The organism is Pseudooceanicola endophyticus, from assembly GCF_018760365.1.
Classification (GTDB): domain Bacteria; phylum Pseudomonadota; class Alphaproteobacteria; order Rhodobacterales; family Rhodobacteraceae; genus Pseudooceanicola; species Pseudooceanicola endophyticus.
The window spans coordinates 106,559-130,770 of the sequence record NZ_JAHIAB010000013.1 but is presented as its reverse complement, the minus strand read 5'-3'; the positions used below and the strand labels follow the sequence as shown (position 1 = coordinate 130,770).

General features: G+C 69.0%; 23 protein-coding genes and 1 pseudogene. 12 read left to right on the top strand and 12 right to left on the bottom strand.

The features are described from left to right. Positions 1-3: 3 nt before the first annotated feature. On the bottom strand, positions 4-1,020 hold the full coding sequence (locus KM176_RS20135; RefSeq protein ID WP_160895522.1) for a LacI family DNA-binding transcriptional regulator: 1,017 nt from the start codon (positions 1,018-1,020) through the stop codon (positions 4-6). Between the two features lie 247 nt (positions 1,021-1,267). Here KM176_RS20135 and kduI point away from each other — a divergent pair, with 247 nt between their 5' ends. From kduI to KM176_RS20110, 5 genes are read left to right on the top strand one after another with little or no spacing between them, the layout of a single operon-like run. Beyond that, entirely contained in the window at positions 1,268-2,104 is an 837-nt protein-coding gene (gene kduI / locus KM176_RS20130; protein ID WP_202397891.1) for a 5-dehydro-4-deoxy-D-glucuronate isomerase, read from the top strand. 3 nt (positions 2,105-2,107) lie between these two features. After that, entirely contained in the window at positions 2,108-4,579 is a 2,472-nt protein-coding gene (locus KM176_RS20125) for a hypothetical protein (protein ID WP_160895523.1), read from the top strand. 54 nt (positions 4,580-4,633) lie between these two features. Then, positions 4,634-6,175, top strand: a complete 1,542-nt coding sequence (gene glpD / locus KM176_RS20120; protein WP_160895524.1) for a glycerol-3-phosphate dehydrogenase — start codon at positions 4,634-4,636, stop codon at positions 6,173-6,175. After that, on the top strand, positions 6,172-7,653 hold the full coding sequence (gene glpK / locus KM176_RS20115; RefSeq protein WP_160895525.1) for a glycerol kinase GlpK: 1,482 nt from the start codon (positions 6,172-6,174) through the stop codon (positions 7,651-7,653). The genes glpD and glpK overlap by 4 nt, the downstream gene beginning before the upstream one ends. 35 nt (positions 7,654-7,688) lie before the next feature. Next, a complete protein-coding gene (locus KM176_RS20110) occupies positions 7,689-8,603 on the top strand; it encodes a sugar kinase (protein ID WP_160895526.1) in 915 nt (304 codons plus the stop codon). A gap of 6 nt (positions 8,604-8,609) precedes the next feature. On the opposite strand, the gene KM176_RS20105 is transcribed toward KM176_RS20110, so the two are convergent. The 11 genes and pseudogenes from KM176_RS20105 to KM176_RS25370 all read right to left on the bottom strand — a co-directional run. Continuing rightward, a complete protein-coding gene (locus KM176_RS20105; RefSeq protein WP_160895527.1) occupies positions 8,610-9,518 on the bottom strand; it encodes a LysR family transcriptional regulator in 909 nt (302 codons plus the stop codon). Positions 9,519-9,631: 113 nt separating this feature from the next. Beyond that, complete coding sequence (locus tag KM176_RS20100) at positions 9,632-10,390, bottom strand: LamB/YcsF family protein (protein WP_160895528.1); 759 nt, start codon at positions 10,388-10,390, stop codon at positions 9,632-9,634. Between the two features lie 187 nt (positions 10,391-10,577). Continuing rightward, positions 10,578-11,546: a 5-oxoprolinase subunit C family protein gene (locus KM176_RS20095; protein ID WP_160895529.1), complete on the bottom strand. Its 969-nt coding sequence runs from the start codon at positions 11,544-11,546 to the stop codon at positions 10,578-10,580. Beyond that, the gene (gene pxpB, locus KM176_RS20090; RefSeq protein WP_160895530.1) at positions 11,543-12,199 is read right to left on the bottom strand and encodes a 5-oxoprolinase subunit PxpB; all 657 of its coding nucleotides are present in this window, start codon (positions 12,197-12,199) and stop codon (positions 11,543-11,545) included. Before pxpB ends, KM176_RS20095 begins: the two co-directional genes overlap by 4 nt. Before the next feature lie 113 nt (positions 12,200-12,312). Then, positions 12,313-12,930: an RraA family protein gene (locus KM176_RS20085; protein ID WP_160895531.1), complete on the bottom strand. Its 618-nt coding sequence runs from the start codon at positions 12,928-12,930 to the stop codon at positions 12,313-12,315. After that, positions 12,930-14,150, bottom strand: a complete 1,221-nt coding sequence (locus KM176_RS20080; RefSeq protein WP_160895532.1) for a pyridoxal phosphate-dependent aminotransferase — start codon at positions 14,148-14,150, stop codon at positions 12,930-12,932. Before KM176_RS20080 ends, KM176_RS20085 begins: the two co-directional genes overlap by 1 nt. 81 nt (positions 14,151-14,231) lie before the next feature. Next, on the bottom strand, positions 14,232-15,539 hold the full coding sequence (locus KM176_RS20075; protein WP_160895533.1) for a TRAP transporter large permease: 1,308 nt from the start codon (positions 15,537-15,539) through the stop codon (positions 14,232-14,234). 4 nt (positions 15,540-15,543) lie between these two features. Further along, entirely contained in the window at positions 15,544-16,062 is a 519-nt protein-coding gene (locus tag KM176_RS20070; RefSeq protein WP_160895534.1) for a TRAP transporter small permease subunit, read from the bottom strand. Between the two features lie 53 nt (positions 16,063-16,115). Beyond that, a complete protein-coding gene (locus tag KM176_RS20065) occupies positions 16,116-17,084 on the bottom strand; it encodes a TRAP transporter substrate-binding protein (protein WP_160895535.1) in 969 nt (322 codons plus the stop codon). A 375-nt stretch (positions 17,085-17,459) separates the two neighbouring features. Next, the gene (locus KM176_RS25005; RefSeq protein WP_375372129.1) at positions 17,460-17,930 is read right to left on the bottom strand and encodes a formylglycine-generating enzyme family protein; all 471 of its coding nucleotides are present in this window, start codon (positions 17,928-17,930) and stop codon (positions 17,460-17,462) included. Positions 17,931-18,088: 158 nt separating this feature from the next. Beyond that, a pseudogene (locus KM176_RS25370) lies at positions 18,089-18,277 on the bottom strand (SUMF1/EgtB/PvdO family nonheme iron enzyme); the annotation flags it as partial. A 151-nt stretch (positions 18,278-18,428) separates the two neighbouring features. On the opposite strand from KM176_RS25370, the gene KM176_RS20050 reads away from it, so the two are divergent. The 7 genes from KM176_RS20050 to KM176_RS20020 are packed head-to-tail and all read left to right on the top strand — an operon-like array spanning position 18,429 to position 24,019. Continuing rightward, complete coding sequence (locus tag KM176_RS20050; RefSeq protein ID WP_160895536.1) at positions 18,429-19,184, top strand: GntR family transcriptional regulator; 756 nt, start codon at positions 18,429-18,431, stop codon at positions 19,182-19,184. Beyond that, positions 19,181-19,726 (top strand): ABC transporter substrate-binding protein, encoded by a 546-nt coding sequence (locus tag KM176_RS20045; RefSeq protein WP_160895537.1) that lies wholly within the window; start codon positions 19,181-19,183, stop codon positions 19,724-19,726. Before KM176_RS20050 ends, KM176_RS20045 begins: the two co-directional genes overlap by 4 nt. A 42-nt stretch (positions 19,727-19,768) precedes the next feature. Beyond that, positions 19,769-20,146, top strand: coding sequence for a substrate-binding domain-containing protein (locus tag KM176_RS20040; RefSeq protein ID WP_160895538.1), 378 nt, complete (start codon positions 19,769-19,771; stop codon positions 20,144-20,146). Between the two features lie 6 nt (positions 20,147-20,152). Then, positions 20,153-20,596: an ATP-binding cassette domain-containing protein gene (locus KM176_RS20035; RefSeq protein ID WP_160895539.1), complete on the top strand. Its 444-nt coding sequence runs from the start codon at positions 20,153-20,155 to the stop codon at positions 20,594-20,596. Between the two features lie 13 nt (positions 20,597-20,609). Then, entirely contained in the window at positions 20,610-20,969 is a 360-nt protein-coding gene (locus KM176_RS25315) for an ABC transporter ATP-binding protein (RefSeq protein ID WP_160895540.1), read from the top strand. Continuing rightward, positions 20,954-21,727, top strand: coding sequence for an ABC transporter permease (locus tag KM176_RS20025; protein WP_202397907.1), 774 nt, complete (start codon positions 20,954-20,956; stop codon positions 21,725-21,727). The genes KM176_RS25315 and KM176_RS20025 overlap by 16 nt, the downstream gene beginning before the upstream one ends. A gap of 57 nt (positions 21,728-21,784) precedes the next feature. Then, positions 21,785-24,019, top strand: a complete 2,235-nt coding sequence (locus tag KM176_RS20020) for an arylsulfatase (protein ID WP_160895541.1) — start codon at positions 21,785-21,787, stop codon at positions 24,017-24,019. Positions 24,020-24,212: the final 193 nt, after the last annotated feature.

Here is a 24,212-nt window from a genome sequence, read left to right as displayed (position 1 = left end):
GGCCTAGCCCTGCGGTGCCGGGCCCGCGCTGGCCCGGTGCAGCAGCTCGCAGGCCAGCTCGATCCGGCGCGAGGGCATCTGCACGCCTGCCGTGCGCAGCTTCACCGTTTCGACCAGCAGGTCCAGCGACAGGCCGCCCACGGCGGGCATCGGGATGCGCACCGAGGTCAGCGCCGGCGACATGTACTGGCCCTGCGGCAGGCCGTCGATGCCGATCACCGAGATGTCGCCGGGCACCGACAGGCCGCGGGTCTGGATGGCCTGGATGGCGCCGGCGGCCAGGATGTCGGCGGCGGCCACGACCCCGGTGAAGGCCAGGCCCGCGTCCAGCGCGCGGGTGATCGTCTCGGCGGCGGCCTCGGCGGTCCAGTCCTCCACCTCCAGCTCCAGTGCCTTGGTGGCGCCGCTGCCCAGCACGTCGCGCCAGCCCTCCAGCCGCCGGGTGATGGTGCGCCGGCCCGGGCGGCTCAGGAAGGCGATGCGCTCATGCCCCATGCGCACCAGGTGCCGGGTCGCCAACGCTGCCGCAGAGCGGTTGCAGGGGGTGACCGAGCTTAGGCACATCTCCGGGTCGTCGCCGTTGACCAGCACCGCCGGCACGTCGAGCCCGCGCACGAAATCCAGCACATGCTCGTCGACCGAGACCAGCAGCAGCCCGATCAGCGCCTCGTCCTCGGTCGCGGTCTTCAGCGCCGCCAGATCGCGGGAGCCCTGGTAGATATGGGTTTCCAGCCGGATATCCTGGGCCTCGGCCCGGTCGCGCAGCCCCTCCAGCACGTACATGGTGAACTGGCTGCGCTTGAAGTCGATGATGGCATCCTGGGAGGAAACGATCAGCGCCTTCTGGCCCGCCGCCGTGCCCGGCATCGCATAGTTCATCTCGATCGCGACCGAGCGGATCCGGGTCGCCAGCGCCTCGCGCACATAGCCGTTGCCGCTGAGGGCGCGGGACACGGTGGCGGTCGAGACGCCAAGCTTCTGGGCAATGTCGCTGATGCGGGGACGCGAGGAACCGGCCATGGATGTCTCCCTCCGGAGCGGGTGGCTGTTCTGTTCATTATGCAATTAAATTACACGTTGCACAAATATTTTCCTAATGGGATTTCTGAGGAAGGAAGCGCGGGAGGATGCGCTTCGGGGAGGATGACGGTTGCCCGGACGGGCGGGAACGCGGCGTGCCGCGCGCCCGGGATCCGGTCGCTCTCTCCCCGCATGACGATGGCTGCCGGCAGGGCCGGTGGCGCGAACTCGGAAGGAGGATCATCCCATGGGGATGCTGCAGAAATACGGCGCCGGGCCGGATCAGATCGACGGGATGAACACCGACCGCCTGCGCGAGGCCTTCATGGTCGAAGGCATGTTCACGCCGGGCCGGATCGGCTTTGCCTATACCCATTTCGACCGGATGATCGTCGGCGGGGCGGTGCCCACCGACAGCGTTCTGGGCTTTGGGGACGGTGCCGATGTCGGCACCGAGACCTTCTTCGAGGCGCGCGAGATGGGCGTGGCGAACCTGGGCGGCGCCGGCTGGATCGAGGTCGACGGCGCCCGTTACGCGCTGGCCAACCGCGACGTGCTCTACATCGGGCGCGGCAGCGGTGCGGTGACCATGGGCAGCGACGATCCCGCCGCCCCGGCCTGGTTCTACATGAACTCGGTGCCGGCGGGCGCCGATATCCCGACCCGGCTGATCCCGCGCGCCGAGGCCAAGGTGCTTGAGATGGGCGCGGCCGAGAAGAGCAACATGCGCTCCCTGGCGATGTACATCCACCCCGAGGTCGCGCCCTCCTGCCTGCTGCTGATGGGCATCACCGATCCGGCCCGGGGCTCGATCTGGAACACCATGCCGCCGCATCTGCACGAGCGCCGCATGGAGGCCTACTGCTACTTCCAGATGGCCCCCGAGGACCGCGTGATGCATTTCATGGGCCGTCCCGACAACACCCGCCACCTGGTCGTGCAATCGGGCGATATCGTGATGTCGCCGGCCTGGTCGATCCACATGGGCGCCGGCACCGGCCCCTACGGTTTCGTCTGGGGCATGACCGGAGAGAACCAGGCCTATACCGACGTCGATCCCGTCCAGATCTCGGAGCTGCGCTGAGCCATGCTGAAACCAGGTGCCCCCATTCCCTACTGGCAGGTCACGCCGCTCGAGGAAGCCGAGTACAACGTGGCCGACATGCCCATGGAAGGCGAGATGGATTCGACCTTCTTCCTGACCAAGGAGAAGAACTTCATCCCGCACACCTATCCCTGCCGGACCGCCTATATCGAGGAGCGCCGCGACCGCGCGCTGCCCGCCGAGGAGGCCCCCGACTGGGAAGGCGCGCGCAATATCCTGCCCTTCGGCTCTCCCTTCGCGGATCTGTCGGGCTTCTGGTTCCGCGCCACGAAGGTCCGCGGCTGGGCGCGTACCTCGATCGAGGCCGAGACCGCCGGCCCGGCGCGGCTGCGGCTGGGCATCTGCGGCGCGGCGCGGGCCTATGTGAACGGCCAGCCGGTGGCCTGGCTGTCGCCCGCGACCCGCAATGCCATGGACGAGGTCGATTTCGACGTCGATCTGGTGGCGGGTCCCAACGAGGTGGCCATCCGCTTCGAGGACCTGGCCGAGCGTGACGCGGTGATCCGGATCGCGCTGAGCTGGCTCGACGGGCCGGCAGCCCGGGCCGGCCATACCTTCCCCGCCACGGCCGAGGTCGTCTCGGGCGTCGAGGCGGCGCTGGAGGCCATGCACCTGGACCGCAAGGTCTACGACGGAGAGGACATCGTGCTGAAGCTGCCGGTGCCCTTCCCGGCGGCGGTTTCGGGATCCATCCGGGTGGCGGGGCATTTCATGTCCCATGACCACGACGAGGTGGCCTTGGCCATCGCGCCCGGCGCAGAGGCGGTCCGGCTGGCCTCTTCGGCGGATTTCCCGGCGGACTACCGGTATTTCGACTTCCGCCTGGACTGCGGCGGCTTCACCACCGAGGCCCGGCTGGGCGCCGAGGTGACCTGGCGCAGCCGCACCGGCCCGGCGCCGCAGGACGCGCAGGCGCGCATTGCCGAGACCATCCACTGGATCGCCCGCCATGCCGAGACCGACACCGAGACGGCGCTGGCCTGTGCCGATCTGGGCGATCCCGAGGCGCTGGCGCGGGCCGAACGCATCCTGACCACCGCCCTTCCGGGGATCGAGCGCTGCTTCGACTGTGCCGATTTTGCCCTCGTGCCGCTGCTGTGGACCCGGATGGTCTATCCCGACCGGCTCTCGCCCGCGCTGCTAAAGCGGATCGACGCCGCGATCCTCGATTTCCGCTACTGGATGGACGAGCCGGGCAACGACGTGCAGTGGTACTTCTCGGAAAACCACGCGCTGCTGTTCCATACTTCGGCCTATCTGGCCGGGGCGCTGCTGCCCGAGGCGCGGTTCCGCCGCTCGGGGCGGCTGGGCGCCGAGCAGAGCCGCATCGGCCATGACCGCCTTCAGGCCTGGTTCGACCATTTCGAGGCCGCCGAGATGGCCGAATTCAACTCGGCCACCTATTTCCCCATCGACCTCAAGGGGCTGAGTGCGCTCTACGCGCTGGCCCCCGATGCCGGGATCCGCGCCCGCGCCCATCGCGCCATCACCCGGCTGGTCACCATGGTTGCCCATTCGGCGCATCACGGGGTGATCACCGGGGCGCAGGGGCGCAGCTACGAACATTCGCTGCTGGTCGCCGATACCTCAGAACTGACCGGCATGGCGCGGCTGCTCTGGGGCAGGGGCCAGTTCGGTGCCCATGTGAACTGCCTCGCGCAGATGGCGCTGGCGCTGCGCGATCACGCTCTGGATCTGCCGGACCTTACCGCCATCGCCAACTGGGAACGCCCGGAGGCGGCGCAGGAATGGAGCTTCTGGCAGGGCGAGAACGCCTTCTGCCGGCTCTACCACTACAAGACCGCCGAGACGGCCCTGGGCAGCACCGCGCTCTATCGCTGGCAGGACTGGGGCTACCAGGAGACACTGATCCAGGCGCGGATCGGGCGTGACCCCTCGGCGAGCCTGTTCATCAACCACCCCGGAGAGATCGTGCAGTCGGGCTTCGGGCGACCCTCCTTCTGGGGCGGCTCGGCCAGCGTGCCGCGGGTGCAGCAGTACCGGGACCTCGCCATCGTGCGCTTCGACGGTGTGGCGCCGCAGCCCGATTTCACCCATGCCTGGTTCCCGGCCCCGGTCTTCGACGAATGGGCGGTCGAGGGGCACCGGGCGCAGGCGCGCGCGGGCCGGGGGGCGCTGCTGCTGCGCGCCTCGGGGCCGCTGGAGCTGATGCGCCAGGGCGGCTCTGCGGGGCACGAGCTGCGGCTGGCCGGGCGTCAGGGCCTCTGGGTCGTGCGGCTGGGCGAGACGCAGGACCTGTCGGGCTTCGCCGCCGCCCATCCGCTGGAGGTCGCCGAGACCACCGATGGCACCTTCGTCATCGAGGATGCCGATTACGGCCCGGTGCAGTTCCGCCGCGACGGCAAGGTGATCGCCGAGGGGCGCACCCTGGATCCGCTGGCCTGGACCCTGGCGGGGCACCGCCAGGAACTGCCGCTGAAGGTCACCGCCTGAGGCCGGCTCGGGGCCGCCCGCCCGGGCGGCCCGTTTCCCAGAAGGAGAGCGGGGATGGAAGATCCTTACGACGTGCTGGTCATCGGCGGCGGCGTCAATGGCTGCGGCATCGCGCGGGACGCGGCGGGGCGGGGCCTGTCGGTGCTGCTGGCCGAACGGGGCGACCTGGCCTCGGGCACCTCTTCGGCCTCGACCAAGCTGTTTCACGGCGGGCTGCGCTACCTCGAACACCGCGAATTCCGCATGGTGCGCGAGGCGCTGATCGAACGCGAGCGGCTGCTGGGCGCCATGCCCCACATCAGCTGGCCGCTGCGCTTCGTGCTGCCGCTGGGCGGCGGCGGTGGGCGCCCGGCCTGGGTGCTGCGGCTGGGCCTGTTCCTGTATGACAGCCTCGGGGGGCGGAAGATCCTGCCGGGCACCACGCGGCTGGACCTGCGGCGCGGCCCCGAGGGGCGGATCCTGAAGGATCACCTGTCCCGCGCCTACGAATATTCCGACTGCTGGGTCGATGATGCGCGGCTGGTGGTGCTGAACGCCCGCGACGCCGCCGCGCGCGGCGCCGTGATCTGCCCGCGCACCACCGTGACCGGGGCCCGCAGCGGCCCCGACGGCCTGTGGGAGGTCACGCTTGAGGACAGCGAGACCGGCGTTCGCCGGAGCGTGCGCAGCCGCGCGCTGGTCAACGCCGCCGGGCCCGCCGTGGCGCAGGTGCTGGGCGGCCCGCTGGGGCAGGCAACCCGCGATCATGTCCGCCTGGTGCGCGGCAGCCATATCGTCGTGCCCCGGCTTCAGGACCACGACAAGGCCTATTTCCTTCAGGGCGAGGATGGCCGGATCATGTTCATCCTGCCCTACGAGGACGACTTCTCGCTGATCGGGACGACCGATGTGGATCATGGCGACCCCGACCAGCCGCCGGTCTGCACCGGGATCGAACGCGACTACATGCTGGCCTTCGTGAACCGCTACCTGTCCACCCCGCTGGGCGCCGAGGACGTGGTCTGGAGCTATGCCGGCGTCCGGCCGCTGCATGACGACGGCGCGGGCGAGGCCGCGCGGGCGACCCGTGACTACGTGCTGCGGCTTCAGGACGGCGCCGGGCCGCCGCTGCTGTCGGTCTTCGGCGGCAAGATCACCACCTACCGCCGGCTGTCCGAGCAGGCAGTGGACCTGCTGGCGCCGCAGCTTGCAACGACCGGCCCGGCCTGGACCGCCGGGGTGGCGCTGCCGGGCGGTGATTTCGCGGTCTCCGACAGGCCCGCGCTCCTGGCCCGGCTGAAGGCCGATTTCCCCTTCCTGAGCGCGGCCCATGCGGCGCGGCTGTTCCGCCAGTACGGCACAGAATGCTGGAAGATGCTGGAGGGCGCCCGGAGCGAAGGCGATCTGGGCCGCCATTTCGGCGCCACCCTGACCGAGGCCGAGGTCCGCTGGCTGATGGATCACGAATATGCCCGCAGCGCTCAGGACGTCACCCATCGGCGGACCAAGCTGGTGCTGCGCATGACGGAAGCGCAGGTCGCCGCACTCGACGCCTGGATGCAGGCCCAGCAACCGCCCGCCGTGGTGCCCCTGCGTGCCGGAGGGCCCGCCGCATGAGCCGGATCATCGCCATCGACCAGGGCACTTCCTCAAGCCGGACGATCCTTTACGATGCCGCGCTGACGCCGCTGGCCAGCGCGCAACTGCCGATCACCCAAAGCTACCCGCAGGGCGGCTGGGTGGAGCAGGACCCCGAGGCCACGCTGGCCTCCGTGCTGGAGACGATGCGCCGTGTGCTGCGTGAAAGCGCGACCGATCCGGCGCGGATCGCCGGCATCGGGCTGACCAACCAGCGCGAGACGGTGGTGGTCTGGGATGCGCGCACGGGGCGGTCCCTGCATCCGGCCATCGTCTGGCAGGACCGGCGCACGGCGGCGGACTGCGCCGCGCTGGACGACGCGGTCCGAGAGCTGGTGCGGGCTCGCACCGGGCTGGTCGCCGATCCCTATTTCTCGGCCACCAAGCTGCGCTGGCTGCTGGATCACGTCCCCGGCCTGCGCGCGGGCGCGCAGCGCGGAGAGGTGCTGTTCGGCACCATGGACAGCTACCTGCTGTGGCATCTCAGCGGCGGGCGCATCCATGCCACCGACGCCACCAATGCCAGCCGCACCATGCTGTACGACATCCACAAGGGCCGCTGGAGCCGCACGCTCTGCAGCCTGTTCGACATCCCCGAGGCGATGCTGCCGCAGGTGCGCGACAGTGCCGCCGACTATGGTGTCACCGATGCGGGGCTGTTCGGCGCGGCGATCCCGCTGCGCGGCGTGGCCGGGGATCAGCAGGCCGCCGCGCTCGGGCAGAACTGCCGGGTGCCGGGGGCGATCAAGGCGACCTACGGCACCGGCTGCTTTGCGCTGCTGAATACCGGGGCGCAGCCGATCCGCTCGACCCACCGGCTGCTGACGACGATCGCCTGCCAGCTTGACGGGCAGGTCAGCTATGCGCTCGAAGGGTCGATCTTCGTGGCCGGTGCCGGGGTGCAGTGGCTGCGCGATGGTCTGGGCATCCTTGACCAGGTGCCGCGCAGCCAGCTTCTGGCCGAGGCCGCAGACCCCGCGCAGCGGCTGGTGCTGGTGCCGGCCTTCGTGGGGCTGGGCGCGCCCTGGTGGGATGCCGAATGCCGGGGTGCGGTGTTCGGCCTGACGCGCGGCAGCGGCCCGGCGGAATTCGCCCGCGCCATGCTGGAAAGCATCGGCTTCCAGACCCGCGACCTGCTGGATGCGATGATCGCCGACCTGCCCGAGACTCTGCGCCCCGGGGCGCTGCGGGTCGATGGCGGCATGGCGGCCTCGGACTGGACGATGCAGTTCCTCGCCGACATCCTCGAGATGCCGGTGCAGCGCCCCGGCGATACCGAAACCACGGCGCGCGGCGCCGCCTGGCTGGCCGGGCGGCAGGCCGGGATCTGCCCCGAGACCGTCGAGGCGGCGCAGGACCGCACCTTTGCCCCGGCGCTGGATCCCGAACAGGGCGCCCGCCTGCGCCGAACCTGGCGCGCGGCGGTCGATGCCGCCCGCGCCGTGCCGGTCTGCTGAGGCGGGACACGGGCGACAGGAAAGGGAAAGCAGCCATGAAGATCACCTCTATCGGCGAATGCATGATCGAGCTTTCGGGCACCGGACAGCCCGACCAGTGGCGGTCCGGCTTTGCCGGCGACACGTTCAACACCGCCTGGTACCTGGCCCGGCTGGTGCCGCCGGGCTGGCAGGTGTCCTACCATACGCAGGTCGGGTGCGATCCGCGCTCGGAGGCGATGCTGGCCTTCTTCGCGGCCGCGGGGCTGGGGACGGGCAGCATCGCGCGGCATCCGACCCGGGTGCCGGGCCTCTACATGATCGACCTGCAGGACGGCGAGCGCAGCTTTACCTACTGGCGCGACAGGTCTGCCGCGCGCGCGCTGGCGCAGGACGGGGAGGCGCTGGCGCGGGTGATCGCGGCGGTCGATGTCGTCTATGTCTCGGGGATCACGCTGGCGATCCTGCCCGAGGCGGGCCGCGAGACGCTGGTCGGGCTGCTGGCGGACAGCGGCCGCCATGTGGTCTTCGATCCGAACCTCAGGCCCCGGCTGTGGGAGGACGGCGCGCAGATGCGGCACTGGATCACCCGCGCCGCCGCCACCGCCCGCACCGTGCTGCCCAGCCATGACGACGAGGCGCAGCATTTCGGCGATGCCGACCCGGCGGCCACCGCGCGGCGCTACCTGGGGCTGGGCGCCCGAGAGGTGGTGGTGAAGAACGGCGGCGGTCCGATGGTGCTGGGCACCCCGCAGGGCATCACCGCGCTGCCACCGCTGCCCCGGGTCGATCCGGTCGACACCACCGGCGCCGGCGACAGTTTCAACGCGGGCTACCTGGCGCGGCGGCTGGCCGGCGCCCCGCCCGGGGAGGCCGTGGCCGAGGGGCACCGGGTTGCGAGCGCCGTCATCGGCGTGCGCGGCGCCCTTACGCCCGATCTTGCGCCCGCCGCCCCGGTTCCGGGCGGCTGATCCCCCTCAGGCCTGGTAGCTCTGGTCGAAATTGGCGCAGTCTCGGGCCATTTCGGCGACCTGGTGAATGAAGGCATGCGGGCGGTCTTGCCGGTACATCGCAACATAGGGCACCGCCGGCAGCGGCGTGTCGGTTTGCACGATGCTCAGCTTGCCGTCTTCCACGAGGCTCTGGAAGCAGTGGTTCGGCAGGTAGGAGATCCCCAGCCCCGCGACCACCAGCCCCAGCAGCGCGGTCATGGAATCGCAGACCAGCGTCGAGGGAAAGCGGATGCCCTGGTTGCGCATCCACTTGTCGTAGAACAGCCCCGATCCCGACTGCCGCCCCTGGATCAGCATCGGGTGCTCGGCCAGGTCGAGCAGGCTGTAGACCCGGTCCTCGTCCAGCAGGCCGCGCCGCGCCATCCAGGTGTTGCCGACCTCGCGCAGCGGCACCGAGACGAAATCGGGCAGGCTGAACATGCGCGGCACGATGATCAGGTCCAGCTGGTCCTGCTCCAGCTCGGCAAAGAGGTTGCGCGACATGTCGACCTTGGGGGAAAGCCGGGTCTGGCCGAACCGGTGCTGGATGCCGGTGATCAGCCGGGGCAGCCAGGTCATCGCCGTCAGCTCGGTCACGCCGATGCGCAGGTGGCGGGGCTGGTCGATCTCTCCGGTGCGCAGGCCCTGGATGCGGTCCTGCATCTCCAGCATCTCGCGGGCGATCTCGTAGAGCTCCTCTCCGCGCGGGGTCATCCGGGCGCCCCGGGCGCTGCGGTCGAAGATCTCGATGCCGGAGCTGCGCTCCAGCTCGGCGATCCGCTTGGAAACCGCCGACTGGGAGGTATAGAGCCGCGCCGCCGCCCGGTCGAAGGTGCCAAGCCGGGCAATCCAGTAAAGCGTTTCAAGCTGCTTGAGGGTGATCTGGCTGGTCATCGTCGGGTCGCTGCGCTGTTCAGTCCGTTTCTTCCAGCTTTCCGGCGGATATGCATGAGAATTCGGAATGTATGGCGCCGTTTCGGAGCGCATTGCCCGAAACGGCGGCAGGTTCAGCCATAGGCGGCGATGGTCAGCCCGGCATCGGCGATGCCGGCCCGGATCGCATGGGCCAGCTCCAGCGCCCTGGGCGTGTCGCTGTGCACCAGCACCGAGCGCGCCCGCAGCGCCACCTTGCTGCCGTCGACCAGCGTCAGAAGGCCGGTGTCCAGCGTCTCGGCAACGCGCTGGCGGACCGCCTCGGTGTCGGTGATCAGCGCGCCGGGGACGCCACGCGGTGCCAGCCGACCCGGGGCGCTGTAGCCGCGATCGGCCAGGAAGGACGGGATGACCTCGATCCCCAGCCGGTCGGCGGCGCGCACCGCCTCGGTCTCGGGCAGGCCCACGAATTTCAGCGTCGGATCAAACGCCTTCACCGCCTTCAGCAGGGTGCGGGCGACATCCGTGTCGGCGAAGGACAGGTTGCCGAGCGCGCCGTGGAAATTGGCATGGCTCAGCTTCTGGCCGCGGTGTTCGGCCAGGGCGCGCAGGGTGCCCAGCTGGGCGATGGTGGTCAGTTCCAGCTCGCGCAGCGACAGGGCCATGGCGCGGCGGCCAAAGCCCGGCAGGTCGGGATAGCCGACATGGGCGCCGATCTTCACCTGATGCGCCGAGGCCAGCGCCACGGTTTCATCCATCACCATCGGATCGCCCGCATGGGCCCCGCAGGCGATGTTGGCCGAGGTGATCAGCGGCATCAGCTCGGCATCGGGGGCGATGCGGTAGCGGCCATAGCCCTCGCCCAGATCCGAATTCACGTCGATCGCGGTCATGCTTGGGTCCTTTCGCGGGGCAGGAAATCGTACAGCGGCGTGCCTCGGCCCGCCAGCGCATGAAGCTGCGACGGGCGGTGGAGGGCGCACGGGTGGGCAGCTGTGGCGGGCCTGTGCCGTGCCGCCGTCAGGACGGTGGGGCCGCAGGCGCGGGCCCGGCGCGGCGGGCTGTCAAGGATTTCGGGGGTCACGGGCGGTCCTCTCGGAACGGGGCGGTGCAGCGCCGCAGGGTGTCGATCATCCGGGCCTCCTCGGCCTTCGCGGCGCGGGCCTCGGCGGGGGAGCAGGGGGCAAAGCGCAGGGCACGGCCCAGCGGCGCCTGCGCCAGGCGCGGCAGGTCGGCGGCGATCACCGCGCCCAGCTTGGGATAACCGCCCGCCGTGTTGGCATCCAGCATCTGGATCACCGGCTGGCCCGAGGGCGGCAGCTGGATCGTGCCCGGCAGGATCCCGTGCGAAAGCAGTTCCCGGCGGATGCGCGGCGTCATCACCGGGCCGTCCAGCCGGTAGCCGATGCGGTTGCTCTGGGGCGACAGGGTCCAGTCGGTGCCGGTGAACAGCGCCTGGCTGTCGGCATCGTGGTCGTCCCATTCGGCGCCGGGGATGAAGCGCAGCGGGGTCTGCGGGGCATCCCAAAGGTCCGGGAAGGCACGCGGGCTGGGGCCAAAGCCCAGCTCGCTCGCGCCCAGCCGGGGCCGCAGGGCCTTCAGGCGGTCGCCGGCGCGCAGCATCCGCCCCTCCAGCCCGCCGAAGCCGCCCTTGAGGTCGGTGGCGCGGGCGCCCATCACCTCGGGCAGGTCCAGCCCGCCGCCGACGGCCAGATAGATCCGCATTCCGTCGCGGGCATGGCCCGCGCGCAGCCGCTGGCCGCGCCGCAGGGTGCGCACCCACCAGCGCGGCTGGCGCTGGCCGTCGACGGTGACCTGGGCTTCGGGGCCGGCCAGGCAGATGTCGCAATCGGTCTCGGCCTCGATCTCAAATCCGCCCAGGGTGAATTCGATCCCGGCGGCGGTTTCGGGATTGCTCAGCAGGGCGTTGGCGATGCGCAGGGCGCGGGCGTCCATGGCACCGGCACTGCCGACGCCGATGGCGCGCCAGCCGCTGCGGCCCAGATCCTGCACGCTGGCGCCCAGGCCGGGGGAGTGGATGCGGATCACGGGCGGACCTCCTGGAGGACAAAGCGCAGCCGGTCGCCGGGAGCCAGAAGTGCAGGTTCGGCCCGGTTCGGGTCGAAGAAGACGGTTTCGGTGCGCCCGATGATGTGCCAGCCCGAGGGCGAGCTGCACGAGATCACGCCGGCCTGCGCTCCGCCGATCACCACGCTGCCAGCTTCGACATGCAGGCGCGGGCTATCGAGGCGCGGGGTCGCCAGCGCCGGATCTAGGCCGCCCAGATAGGCAAAGCCCGGCTGGCTGCCAAGCGCGAAGACCGTGTAGGTGCCCGCCGCGTGGCGTTCGGCCAGCGCCCGGGGCGAGAGGCCGTGATGGTCTGCCACCGGCCCCAGATCCGGCCCCGTGTCACCGCCGTAGCTGACCGGCACTTCGATCAGGCGACCGGGGCGGGGATCGGCGGTAGCATTGGACCAGAACGCGTGCAGCCGGGCGATCAGCGCCTCGGGATCGGCATCGTCGGTCATCATCACCAGAACGGAATGCACGCCCAGAACCGTGTCGGCGACCCCGGGCAAGGGGGCGAGCTGCCGTTCCAGCGTCCAGACCCGGCGCTGCACCTCCAGCGACATGGGGCCGGGGGTCTGGGCCAGCAGCGCGGCCTCGCCCAGCCAGGAGATCGAGAGTGGGTGATCAGCCATCGGCCCGGATCCTCTGCCGGAGGCATCGACAGGCTTGCGGCGCGGCGGCAAGGCCGGCAATGATCGGCGCCGCGCGTTCGGGCAGGTCCCTGAGGTCGCTTGTCATCGGGCCCTCACTTCGCATAGGCGCCGATATAGGTGCCGGCGGCGATCTGGGCCATGATCTCGGCCTCCTTGCGGGCCTGGGCGCGGGTTGCCTCCAGCAGGGTGGGGCCGATTGCGGGCGCGAAGGCGACGATGCCGTCGGCATCCCCCAGCACGATGTCGCCCGGCGACACCAGCATACCGCCGATGCTGACCGGCACGCCGATCTCTCCGGGGCCGTTCTTGTAGGGGCCGAGGTGGCTGATGCCGCGCGCGAAGACGGGAAAGTCGCCCGCCGCGATTTCCTCGACATCACGGATGGCACCGTCGACGACCAGCCCGACCGCGCCGCGCGAACGTGCGATGGCGGCCATGATGCCGCCGGTCAGGGCACGGTCGAGGTAACCCGCACCATCCACCACCACCACGTCGCCCGGGCGCACCTGATCGAAGGCGCGGTGGATGGCGGCATTGTCGCCCGGCGCGGTGCGCACGGTCAGCGCCCGCCCGCACATGCTGCCGCCCCGGTGATAGGGCAGCAGGCCGCGCGCCCCGACCATCCGGTTCAGGTTGTCGCTGACATTGGCAACGGCGCAGGTGGCGAAGCCCTTCACCAGGGCGTCGATCTGGGTCTCGGTCATGGACATCAGGCGGTTTCCTTCAGGCTGAGGGCCGAGAGGGCGCGGCGCATCGCCGAAAGCCCCTCGCGGATCGTGTCGGTGTCGGTGGCGAAGGACAGCCGCAGGAAGCCCGGGCTGCCGTAGGAGGTGCCGTCCATCACCGCGACCGAGGCGGCCTCCAGCAGGTAGCCCACCAGGTCGAGGTCGGAAGCGATCACGCCTCCCTCCGGGGTGCGCGCGCCGATCAGGGCCGAGACATCGGGGAAGACGTAGAAGGCGGCATCGGGGGCGGTGCAGGTCACGCCCGGCAGCGCGTTCAACCCCTCGACCAGCAGGGCGCGGCGTTCGGCGTAGATGGCGTTCATTTCGGCCACCGGATCTTGCGGGCCGGTCAGCGCAGCCACGGCGGCGGTCTGGGCGAAGGCGCAGGCGCAGGTGGTGCTTTGGCCCAGCAGCTTGGTCACGGCGGCGATCAGCGGTGCGGGGCCGGCGGCATAGCCCACCCGCCAGCCGGTCATCGCATAGGCCTTCGACAGCCCGTTGATGATCACGCAGCGCTCCCGCAGGGCGGGGGCCACGGCGACCGGCGTCAGGTTGCGGATGCCGTCATAAGAGACCAGCTCGTAGATCTCGTCGGTCATCAGGGCGACATCGGGGTGGCGTTCCAGAACCTCGGCCAGGGCCAGCCATTCGTCGCGGGTATAGACCGCGCCGGTGGGGTTCGACGGAGAGTTGATGACCAGCCAGCGGGTGCGCGGGGTGATCGCGGCCTCAAGTGCCGGGGCGCTCAGCTTGAAGCCCGTTTCGGCGGTGCAGGGCAGGATCACCGGGGTGCCGCCGTTGACCTTGACGATATCGGGATAGCTGACCCAGCAGGGCGCGGGGATGATCACCTCGTCCCCCTCGGACAGGGAGGCCGCGAAAACCTCGAAGATCAGCTGCTTGGCGCCGATGCCCACGACGATCTCGGAGGGGTCGTATTCCGCACCGTTCTGTTGGCGCAGCTTGTCGGCAATCGCCCGGCGCAGCGCCGGAATGCCCTGCGAGCCGGTGTAATGGGTATCGCCCGAGCACATCGCCGAAATGGCGGCCTCGATGATATGCGCGGGGGTGTCGAAATCCGGCTCTCCCAGGCAGAAGTCGAGGACCCGGCGCCCCTGGGCCTGCAGCTCGTTCACGCGCTGCTTGGCCGCGATGCTGGGCGAGGGGCGCAGCTGGCGGATCTTGTTGGACAGGGAAATGGTCATGTCGGGGTCCTTCTGGGCAGGACGACGGGATCGGCTGTCGCCGTCATCCGGGAAATTGGGGGGGAGTGGTGCGGGGCCGGCTCAGGGCCCCAGCAGCAGCGCGGGCAGGCCGGTCACGACGCCGGGGAAGACCGCGAGCAGCACCACGAAAAGCATCATCAGGGTGAAGAAGGGCAGCGCGGCGCGCACGATCTGCGACAGCGGCTTGCCCGTCAGGCCCTGCAGCACGAAGAGGTTCATGCCCACGGGCGGTGAGATCTGGGCAAGTTCGACCATCAGGATCAGGAAGACGCCGAACCAGACCTTGTCGTAGCCCGCGGCCTCGACCAGGGGCAGCACGATGGGCAGGGTCATGACGATCAGCGACATGCCTTCCAGGAAACTGCCCAGCACGATGTAGATCACGATCAGCAGCAGGATCAGCACCAGCGGGGCCAGATGCAGGCTGCCGACGAAGGCCGAGACGGCGCGCGGCATTCCCAGAAAGCCCATGGTCACCGACAGGAAGGAGGCCGAGGCGATGATCAGCCCCAGCATCGAAACGGTGCGCGCGGTGCCGATGGCGGCGTCGCGCAGGGTCGAAAGCGTCAGCGTGCGTTCGAAGGCCATGATGATGGCGGTGGCGAAGACGGCGAAGGCGGCGGCCTCGGTCGGGCTGGCCAGTCCGCCGTACATTGACCCCAGGATCGCCAGAATCAGCAGCAGGAAGGGCAGCAGCTGGGGCAGTTTCGACAGCCGCTGGCGCCACAGCTCGGACCGCGTGACGGGTTCCGAGGTGCCGGTGATCGCGGGATCGATCCAGGCGCGCACCGCGACATAGCCCATGAAGCAGGCTGACAGCAGCAGCCCCGGCAGGATCCCGGCAGCAAAGAGCTTCAGCACCGAGGTCTGCGACAGCACGCCATAGACGATCATGATGGTCGAGGGCGGGATCAGGAACCCGAGCGTCCCGGCGCCCGCCAGCGTGCCGATGGAGAGCCGCTCGGAATAGCCGCGCGATTTCAGCTCCTGCACGGTGATCCGCCCGATGGAGGTGGTGGTGGCGGCGGAAGAGCCCGAGATCAGCGCGAAAAGGGCGCAGCCGATGATGTTGGTATGCAGCAGGCCGCCGGGCAGGTTGCGCAGCCAGGGCTCCAGCGCGCCAAAGACGCCGTCGATGAATTTCGAGCGGAACAGCAGTTCCGCCATCAGGATGAACAGCGGCAGCGCCAGTAGTTCCGCCGACGAAAGACCGTTCCACATCGACTGCGCCAGCAGCTTTTCCACCGGCATGTTGCGGAAGATTTCCAGGCTGAAGATGCCGATGCCGGCAAGCCCCAGGCCTACCCAGACACCGGAGCCCAGGATCGCGATCAGGATGAGGAAGGGGACGATAAGGGTAGGGGTCACGGTCTCAGTCCATGATGGGGGCGGGGGTATCCTCGCCGGTGGTGGCAAGTTCGGGATCCCGGCCCAGGGCAATCGAGAGCAGGCGCAGGGCGATCTGCACGGTCAGCAGCACGGCCCCGAAGGCCATGATGGTCGCGGGGATCGCCAGCGGCGTATTGGTCGTCGTGCCGGTGGTGCGGCCGGACTTGATATAGCCCCAGGCCATCTGCACCAGCGCATTGCTGACCATCGAGGAAATGACGAGGCCCAGCAGCGTCGCCCAGAGTTCGAACAGGCGGGGAGAGAGGCCGCGCAGCAGGGTGACGCGGATGTGCCCGCCGGTGCGCAGCGTCCAGCCGGCCCCCAGGAAGACCGCCGTCATGTGCACGAAGACGCCGTACTCCCACAGGAAATGCAGGCTGATCCCGGCGAATTTGCGCAGCAGGATCTCGGCCACGATCAGCAGGGCGACCGAGCAGAGCGCGATGCCGGACAGAAGGGCAAGGGCGTAGGACAGGCGGTCCACGAAGCGGATGAGCGGCATGGGGGCACTCCTTCGGAGGGGCGCGGCCCGGGGAGGGGCCGCGCGGGAGGGCATTACTCGGGCTTGAAGCCGTCGACGATCTTCTGGGCCTCGGGACCCAGTTCCTTCAGCGTCGCCTCGCGCAGCGGCGCGGCGCGCTTGGCCAGCTCGGCGCGCAGATCGTCCGAGATCGGCTCAAGCTTCAGGCCATGCTCGGCGAGGGTCTTCATGTTCTTCGCATCCTCGTCCTGGGCGGCCTGCCAGAAGGTCGGCTGCAGCTTGTGCGCGATGTCGAGGATGGCCGTCTGGTCCGCTTCGCTCAGCCCGTTCCAGCTGTCGAGGTTCACGGTCATGGCGTTCATGTTCCAGGTCTGGCGGGTCGGGTAGCCATAGCCCAGGAATTCCCAGAACGAACCGTCCACGGCAGAGGGCGAAGAGGTCGCGACCGCGTCGATGGCCCCGGCGGCAAGCGAGGGGATCACCTCGCCCCAGGGCAGCTGCACCGGGACCATGCCGGCGGAAGAGAAGACCTCGGTCGAGGATTTGTCATAGGAGCGGATCTTCATGCCGGCGAGGCTGGCGATGTCGCTGACGGGGGTCTTGGTCCAGATCTGCTGCTGCGGCCAGGGGATCGTGTACAGCAGCTTCTGGTTGTTCTTCGCCATGATCTTTTCCAGCTCGGGTTCAAAATAGCTTTCGAACTGCTCCAGCTCGGCGAAGGAGGACAGGAAGTAGGGCAGAGAGGTCAGGCCCAGCATCGGCTCCTCGCCGATCTGCTGGTTCAGCAGCATGTCGCCCACCGGCACCAGGCCGTCGCGGATGGTGCCCAGCATCTCGGGGCCCTTGAAGCCCAGCGAGCCGCCGGTGTGCAGCACCATGTCGACCCGGCCGTCGGTGGCCTTGCGCACGTCGTCGGCGAAGGTGCCGGCGCTGACGCTGATGTAGTTGTCGTCGGGCCAGGCCAGGGGCAGATCCCAGGTCTCGGCGAGGGCAAGGGAGGGGCTGGCGGTCAGCAGGGCAAGCGCGAGGCCGCGGGTGAACATCGGAAGATCTCCTGTTGCAGATGGCGCGATGGTGTCCGCGCTCGTGGGATGAGGGGAAATTTCCGCCTCGGGACTGACAACAAAAGCGAATTGTTCGGCGGGCATTTTCATTCCATGATGGAATGAAAGCCCGCCCTAAGGCATAAATGCTTTGCGGACGCAGCTTTAGCGATTGTTCGGTCGCGGTGGCGCGCATCACGCCGGCGATCTGCCGTCGTGTCAGGCCGGGCGTTCCTGCCGCGAGGATAGCGCAAATTTTGCGCATTTCGCCCAAGAATTAATCCGATCGACCGTCCGTGATCCCTTCGGGCCTCTGGTTGCCGCCGGGAAATCCTCCGGGTGGACCATGGGAGGCAGGGGGAGTTCACCGCCCCGTCAGGGCCCTATCTCCGCGATATCCGCAGCGCAGCGGAAGCCCAGGTGGCTTGAGGTCGCCTGCACCATGTTGGCGGTCCGGGCCGAGACCCGGTAGCGGTTGCAGTAGGAGGCATGGCACAGGTAGGAGCCGCCGCGCATCGCCTTCAGGTCCGGCGTCGCCTCGGCCCAGTCCGAGCCGGTCCATTCCCAGACATTGCCCGCCATGTTGTACAGGCCGTAGCCGTTCGGGGGAAAGCTGCCCGCCGGCGCCGTGCCGAGGTGCCCGTCGGCACCGGTGTTCTCGACCGGGAAATGGCCTTGCCAGATGTTGCACATGTGCCGACCGCCCGGGGTCAGCGCATCGCCCCAGGGAAAGCGGGACCCTTCCAGGCCGCCCCGCGCCGCGATTTCCCATTCCGTTTCGTCCGGAAGGCGCTTGCCGGCAAAGCGGCAGAAGGCCCAGGCATCGTTCCAGGACACATGCACCACCGGATGATCCTCGCGCCCGCGCAGGCCGGAAATGCCACCGTCGCGGCGGTGCCGGTGGCCTCCTGCGCATCGGGCCAGAGCTGGGCGAGGAAGACGAAGGACCAGCCCAGGCGCTCGGCCTCGCTACGGTGGCCGGTCGCGCGGACGAAGGCGGCGCACTGGGCATTTGTGACCGCGGTGCGGTCGATCAGGAAACCGGGCCGGGTGATCCGCCGCACCGGGCCCTCGCCGTCGCCGGGGTTCACATCGGGGTCATCACTGCCGATCTGCCAGTGCCCCGGGGGGGATTCGTGCCATCTCCGGGTGTTCGGCGGGGGCCAGGGCGGCTGCCGTCCTGGCCGGATCATGCGACATTTTCGGCTTTTGCCCGGTTTTTTGGGCTGCAACAGCTCATCTGACTCGATCCTTTCCGGTCCCGCAGCGCGCGGCGTGGGCGAACTTTGACTCGGGGAGGCGAAGAACCTCCAGAGGTAGGACGTCCTACCTCTCGGAGTGCCCATGCAGGAAACCGCCACCGACCGCGTCATCAACTACATCCGTTCCGCGGGGCTGACCGCGGGGGATCGCCTGCCGGCAGAGATCGTGCTGTCGCAGATCCTCGGGCTCAGCCGGAACTCTGTTCGCGAGGCCTATGCAGACCTGCTGGCCAAGGGGATGCTGATCCGCCGCCGTGGCGTGGGCACCTTCGTGGCCGAACCGCCGATCATCAATTCGATGGCCGCCGGCACCGGGTTCTGGCGGCTGATCGAACAGTCCTGCATGATCCCCGGCCTGACCGAGCTTGAGCGCGGCCCGGCGCCGCCGCCGGTCGAGGTCGCCGGCCCGATGGGGCTGGAAGAGGGCCAGAAGATCGACCGGATGCGCTGGCTGTTCCGCGCCAACGGCACGCCCTGCGTGCTGATCGATCACTACATCGCGCCGCAGATCCCGCTTGCGGCCTTCGAGCCCGAAAGCGGCCCGAACGCCCTGCTGGCCCTGCGCGATCACATCGTCATCGAGGGCGCCCAGCTGATCACCAGCGCCTGTGCGGTCAACGCCACCCACGAGATCGGCGGCCTGCTGCAGCTGCCCGAGGGTGAGGCGATCCTGGCCGGGACCGCCACCGTGCGCTCGGGCGATGGCCGCGTCCTTCTCGCCTCGCGGTCCTGGTACAACTCCCGGATCGTCAACAACCGCCAGACCCTGAACCTGACGGCGATGCATTTCCTTCCCGCCACTGCCACGACGACATCCGACATGGAGCACTCCGAATGAAGACTTCTCTCCTCTTGCGCGGCCTGATGGTCGGCCTCGGCCTGACCCTGGCCCAGCCGTTGCTGGCCAAGGATACCCCCGTGCGCTTCGGTGTCGACGCCTATACCACCGGGTCCCAGATCTGGGTGGCCGCCGAGAAGGGCTACTTTGCCGAGGCCCAGATCAAGCCCGAGAGCACCACCTACGCCATCGGCGTGGAGGCCAACGACGGCCTGCTGATCGGGCGCGAGGACATGTCGGTGGGGCTTGATTTTCCGATTGTCACCCGCCTGAGTGGCGGCAAGATGACGGTGCTGGCGGGGATCTTCCATTCCGCCCCCGGCTTCCACAAGCTGGTGGTCGTCAACGACATCAAGACCGCCGCCCGCCTGAAGGGCAAGAAGATCGGCCTGGCCACCGGCACCGCCGAGCACCTGATCACCCTGAAGTACCTCGAAGAGAACGGGCTGTCGGAAGATGACGTACAGATCGTCGGCTTCACCAGCCTGATGGAAATCGTCGCCTCCCTGGGTTCGGGCCGCATAGACGCCGCCTTCGTCTGAGCCGACGGCACCGAGAAATCGACCAGCGACGGCAAGCATTACGTGCTGACCGACGACAGCGCCGCCAAGCGCAGCGGCTCGGGCTACATCGCGGCCTCCACCGCCTTCGCAGTGGCCCACCCCGAGACCGTGACCGCCGTGCTGGGCGCTCTGGAAAAGGCCAGCACCTTCATCGCCGGGAATCCCGACGAGGCCGCCCGGATCACCGCCGGCCACACCCGCGCCCCCGAGAAGACCATGCGCAGCCTGCTGGACGACATCAAGTTCGCCCTGGCGCTGAGCGACCACGAGAAGACCGGTTTCGACGAGGTGGCGGGCTCCCTGGCCCGGACCGGCCAGGGAGATGTGACCTTCGCGACCGGCGTGTCGCCGCAATTCCTCGAACAGGCCGTGCCCGGCGCGGTCTCCTATACCAAGTAAGTGATGATGACCTCCGACAGCCCCCGAGCGCCGACCGGTCGGGCTGCCGTGACCTTCGACCGGGTAGGCATGGCCTACCCCGGTCAGAAGGCCGGCAGCGACCTGATCCTGGCCGAGCTTTCGCTGACCATCGGCGAAGGCGAATTCTTCATCCTTGTGGGCCCTTCCGGGTCCGGCAAGTCGACCCTGCCGAAGCTGTTCGCCGGCACAGAGATCCCGACCGAGGGCCGGGTGCTGGCCTTCGATCGTCCCATCGACGGGCCGGACCGGCGCCACGGCATGGTCTTCCAGTCGATCGAGGAGCCGCTGTTCCAGTGGCTGACGGTCACGGGCAACGTGGGCTTCGGCCCCCCGGTTGCCGGGAAATCCCGCAAGGAATGCCGAGAGATGGCGCAGCGCTACATTGACCTCGTGGGCCTGTGCGGCCACGCGGCGAAGTTCCCCCAATGAACTCTCGGGCGGGATGAAGCAGCGGGTGCAGATCGCCCGGACGCTGGCCGCCGAGCCCGAGCTGATCCTCTTCGACGAACCCTTCGCGGCGCTGGATGCGCTGACCCGCCGGGTGCTCCAGCAGGAGCTGATCCGGATCTGGCAGGAGACCGGGCGCACCATGGTCTATGTCACCCACGACATCCGCGAGGCGGTGATCCTGGGCCCGCGCGTCGCGGTGATGAGCCGCGGCCCGCGCGCCAGCATCATCCGCATCTACGACACTGACCTGCCCTATCCGCGCGACGATCTGGATGCGGCCTTTGCCACCTCCGTCCGCGCCATCGAGGCCGATATCGAAAAGGAGGCGTCCAGCCAATGGCACGCGGAATGACCCGGGATTACGTCCTGTCCATTGCCTCTGTCGCGGCGGTGCTGCTGCTGTGGCAGGCGGCCTCGACCTGGCTGGTCGATCCGATGTTCCTGCCGACGCCGGTCGCGGTGCTGGCGGGGGGCTGGCAGATGCTGAAGGACGGCACGCTGCTCAGCTCCATGGGGATCTCTCTGATGCGGATCCTCTGCGGCTGGGTGCTGGGCAGCCTGATCGCGGTACCGCTGGGCCTGGCGGTGGGCGTGTCGCGCACCGCGCGGGCGCTGATCGACCCGTTCATCCACTTTTTCCGCTTCGTGCCCGCCATCGCGCTGGTGACGCTGTTCATCGTCTGGTTCGGCGTCGGAGAGTTCAGCAAGATCGTCCTGATCGCCTATGCCACCGCCTTCATCGTCATGGTGAACACGGCAAGCGGCGTCTCGGGGATCTCGCAGGACAAGCTGAACGCGGCGCGCTGCCTGGGCGCCAGCCCGCGCCAGGTCTTCCTGAGGGTGACGGTGCCGGCGGCACTGCCTTCGATCTACATCGGAATGCGGCTGGCGCTGGCCTCTTCCTTCCTGGTGATCGCCGCGGCCGAGATGCTGGCCGCCAATGCGGGTCTTGGCTACATCATCTGGACCGCCCGCCTGTATTTTCAGGTCGACTGGATGTTCGCCGCCATCATCGTGCTGGGCCTGCTGGGTTTCACCGCCGACCGCCTGTGGCGGATGATCGGGCGGCGCTGGCTTGCGCACTTCCTGCGCGGCGTCACCGGCTACTGATTTCCTTGCGCTGCGCCTTGCCGGGCGCTGCGCCATGCTTTCCCAAGGATCCTTCCCATGACCCAGGACACCCGCCAGATGATCGGGCGGACCCATCACGAGTCCGATCGCCGTTACGCCCCCATCGCGGCCGGCCCCAAGGGCCAGCCGAACGTGATCTACGTGGTGCTCGACGATGTGGGCTATGCCGACCTCGGCTGCTTCGGCTCCGACATCGACACCCGGAACTTCGACAGCCTTGCCGACAACGGGCTGCGCTACGCGAATTTCCACACCACGACGCTCTGCTCTCCGACCCGCGCCTGCCTGCTGACCGGACGCAACCACCATTCGGTGGGGATGCGCTACATCGCCAATGCCGACATGGGCTGGCCCTCGGGGCGCGGTGCCATCGACCACAAGGCCGGCACCCTGGCCGAGATGCTGCGGATGCAGGGCTTTGCCACCTATGCGGTCGGCAAGTGGCACCTGGCGCCCACGGAACAGGCCAATGCCGCCGGTCCCTTCGACCAGTGGCCGCTGGGCCGCGGCTTTGACCGGTTCTACGGCTTCATGAACGGCGGCACCGACCAGTATTACCCCGAGCTGTTCGAGGACAACCACCCGACCCGACCGCCGAAAAGCCCCGAAGAGGGCTATCACCTGTCCGATGACCTGGCCGACCGGGCGGTGCGCTTCATGTCCGACAAGATGGCGATCTGGCCGGACAAGCCCTTCTTCCTTTATCTCTGCTACGGCGCGGGTCACTTCCCCCACCACGCCCCTGCGGCGGCGATGGAGAAGTATCGCGGAGCCTTCGCCCATGGCTGGGACGAGGAACGTGAGCGCCGCCTGGCCAAGCAGAAGCGCATGGGGCTGGTGCCCGCCGACACCGCGCTGCCCGATCCCAACCCCGGCGTGCGCCCCTGGGCCGACCTGTCGCAGGAGGAACGCGCCGTCTCCGAACGGATGCAGGAGGCCTATGCCGCCTTCCTCGACCATACCGACAAGAGCTTTGGCCGCGTCCTCGACTTCCTCGACCGCACCGGCCAGCGCGAGAACACGATCATCGTGCTGATCTCCGACAACGGCGCCTCGGTCGATTGCGATCCCGACGGCACCACCAACGTGCTGCGCTGGTTCAACCGGATCTCGGACGATTACGAGGTCTCGGCGCAGGAGATCGACCAGATCGGCGGCCCGCGCAGCTTCGGCAACTATCCCTGGGGCTGGGCGCAGGCTTCCAACACGCCGCTGAAGCTCTACAAGAGCTTTACCCACGGTGGCGGCGTACGCGACCCGATGATCTTTTCCTGGCCTGCCGGGATCGAGGCGGCGGGCGGTATCCGCAGCCAGTTCACCCATGCCACCGACATCACGCCGACGGTGCTGGAACTGTGCGGCTACACCGCGCCCGAGGTGATCAGCGGCGTGCCGCAGATGCCCGTGCACGGCGAGAGCTTTGCCTACAGCTTCCTCGAACCCGGGGCCGAGACCCTCAAGAAGACCCAGTATTTCGAGATGTACGGCCATCGCAGCATCTGGCACCAGGGCTGGAAGGCGGTCACCTGCCACAAGGCCGGCACCGATTTCGAGTCCGAGGCCTGGGAGCTGTACCACCTGGACGAGGATTTCTCGGAGACCCGCGATCTTGCGGCAGAGATGCCCGGCAAGCTGACCGAGCTGAAGGAACGCTGGTGGGCGGAGGCGGGCCGCTACGGGGTCGAGCCGCTGGATGACAGCGACGTGCTGTTCAAGCCCGCCTACCGCCCGGGCGCGCCGCGCTGGCGCGCCAGCTACACGTTCCATCCGCCGCTGTCCCCGATCCCCCCGGAAACCGCGCCGCTGACCCAGGATCGCCCGCACAGCATCACCGTCACGGTGGAGCGCGACAGCCCCGATCAGGACGGGACGCTGGTCTGCTTCGGCAGCTGCCACGGGGGCTACGGGCTCGACATCATCGAAAACCGGCTGGTCTATGTCTACAACGCCGCCGGCACCGGCGTGACCCGGCTGGTCTCGGACCGGGAGGTGCCGCTGGGGCGCAGCACGCTGACCTTCGAGTTCGACAAGACCGGGTCGTTGCAGGGCCGGGGACGGCTGCTGATCGACGGCGTGGCGGCGGGCGCGTGCGACTTCCCGCGCACCCTGCTGCGGCTGTCGCTGGCACCGCTGAAGTTCGGCGCCAGCCACCCCGAGCCCGTCGATCCCGACCGCCGCGATGCGCCCGCGTTCCGGGGCCGTCTGCTACGGGTGGACTATGCCCTTGGCGCCGACAGCGGCCTGATGCCTGACACGCTCGATATCGACTGAGCGTTTGCCGCCCCGCTCAGGGGCGGCAACCTTCGCAACGGCGTCCCGGGGCCTGTGCTTCCCTGTCCGCCATGGCACCCAAGCGCCGCGCATCGCGACCTGCGGCCAAGCGCTGGCGCGCGCCCCACCATCGACGCGGATCAGGGACGAATGCGCGATCTCCACGCTTTGGCCAATCGACCGGAGGGCAAGC

Bases quoted from the DNA above. Each gene is read 5' to 3' on its own strand.
- KM176_RS20135 (WP_160895522.1), bottom strand. From the start codon at position 1,020: ATGGCCGGTTCCTCGCGTCCCCGCATCAGCGACATTGCCCAGAAGCTT.
- kduI (WP_202397891.1), top strand. From the start codon at position 1,268: ATGGGGATGCTGCAGAAATACGGCGCCGGGCCGGATCAGATCGACGGG.
- KM176_RS20125 (WP_160895523.1), top strand. From the start codon at position 2,108: ATGCTGAAACCAGGTGCCCCCATTCCCTACTGGCAGGTCACGCCGCTC.
- glpD (WP_160895524.1), top strand. From the start codon at position 4,634: ATGGAAGATCCTTACGACGTGCTGGTCATCGGCGGCGGCGTCAATGGC.
- glpK (WP_160895525.1), top strand. From the start codon at position 6,172: ATGAGCCGGATCATCGCCATCGACCAGGGCACTTCCTCAAGCCGGACG.
- KM176_RS20110 (WP_160895526.1), top strand. From the start codon at position 7,689: ATGAAGATCACCTCTATCGGCGAATGCATGATCGAGCTTTCGGGCACC.
- KM176_RS20105 (WP_160895527.1), bottom strand. From the start codon at position 9,518: ATGACCAGCCAGATCACCCTCAAGCAGCTTGAAACGCTTTACTGGATT.
- KM176_RS20100 (WP_160895528.1), bottom strand. From the start codon at position 10,390: ATGACCGCGATCGACGTGAATTCGGATCTGGGCGAGGGCTATGGCCGC.
- pxpB (WP_160895530.1), bottom strand. From the start codon at position 12,199: ATGGCTGATCACCCACTCTCGATCTCCTGGCTGGGCGAGGCCGCGCTG.
- KM176_RS20085 (WP_160895531.1), bottom strand. From the start codon at position 12,930: ATGTCCATGACCGAGACCCAGATCGACGCCCTGGTGAAGGGCTTCGCC.
- KM176_RS20080 (WP_160895532.1), bottom strand. From the start codon at position 14,150: ATGACCATTTCCCTGTCCAACAAGATCCGCCAGCTGCGCCCCTCGCCC.
- KM176_RS20070 (WP_160895534.1), bottom strand. From the start codon at position 16,062: ATGCCGCTCATCCGCTTCGTGGACCGCCTGTCCTACGCCCTTGCCCTT.
- KM176_RS20065 (WP_160895535.1), bottom strand. From the start codon at position 17,084: ATGTTCACCCGCGGCCTCGCGCTTGCCCTGCTGACCGCCAGCCCCTCC.
- KM176_RS20050 (WP_160895536.1), top strand. From the start codon at position 18,429: ATGCAGGAAACCGCCACCGACCGCGTCATCAACTACATCCGTTCCGCG.
- KM176_RS20045 (WP_160895537.1), top strand. From the start codon at position 19,181: ATGAAGACTTCTCTCCTCTTGCGCGGCCTGATGGTCGGCCTCGGCCTG.
- KM176_RS20035 (WP_160895539.1), top strand. From the start codon at position 20,153: ATGACCTCCGACAGCCCCCGAGCGCCGACCGGTCGGGCTGCCGTGACC.
- KM176_RS25315 (WP_160895540.1), top strand. From the start codon at position 20,610: ATGAAGCAGCGGGTGCAGATCGCCCGGACGCTGGCCGCCGAGCCCGAG.
- KM176_RS20025 (WP_202397907.1), top strand. From the start codon at position 20,954: ATGGCACGCGGAATGACCCGGGATTACGTCCTGTCCATTGCCTCTGTC.
- KM176_RS20020 (WP_160895541.1), top strand. From the start codon at position 21,785: ATGACCCAGGACACCCGCCAGATGATCGGGCGGACCCATCACGAGTCC.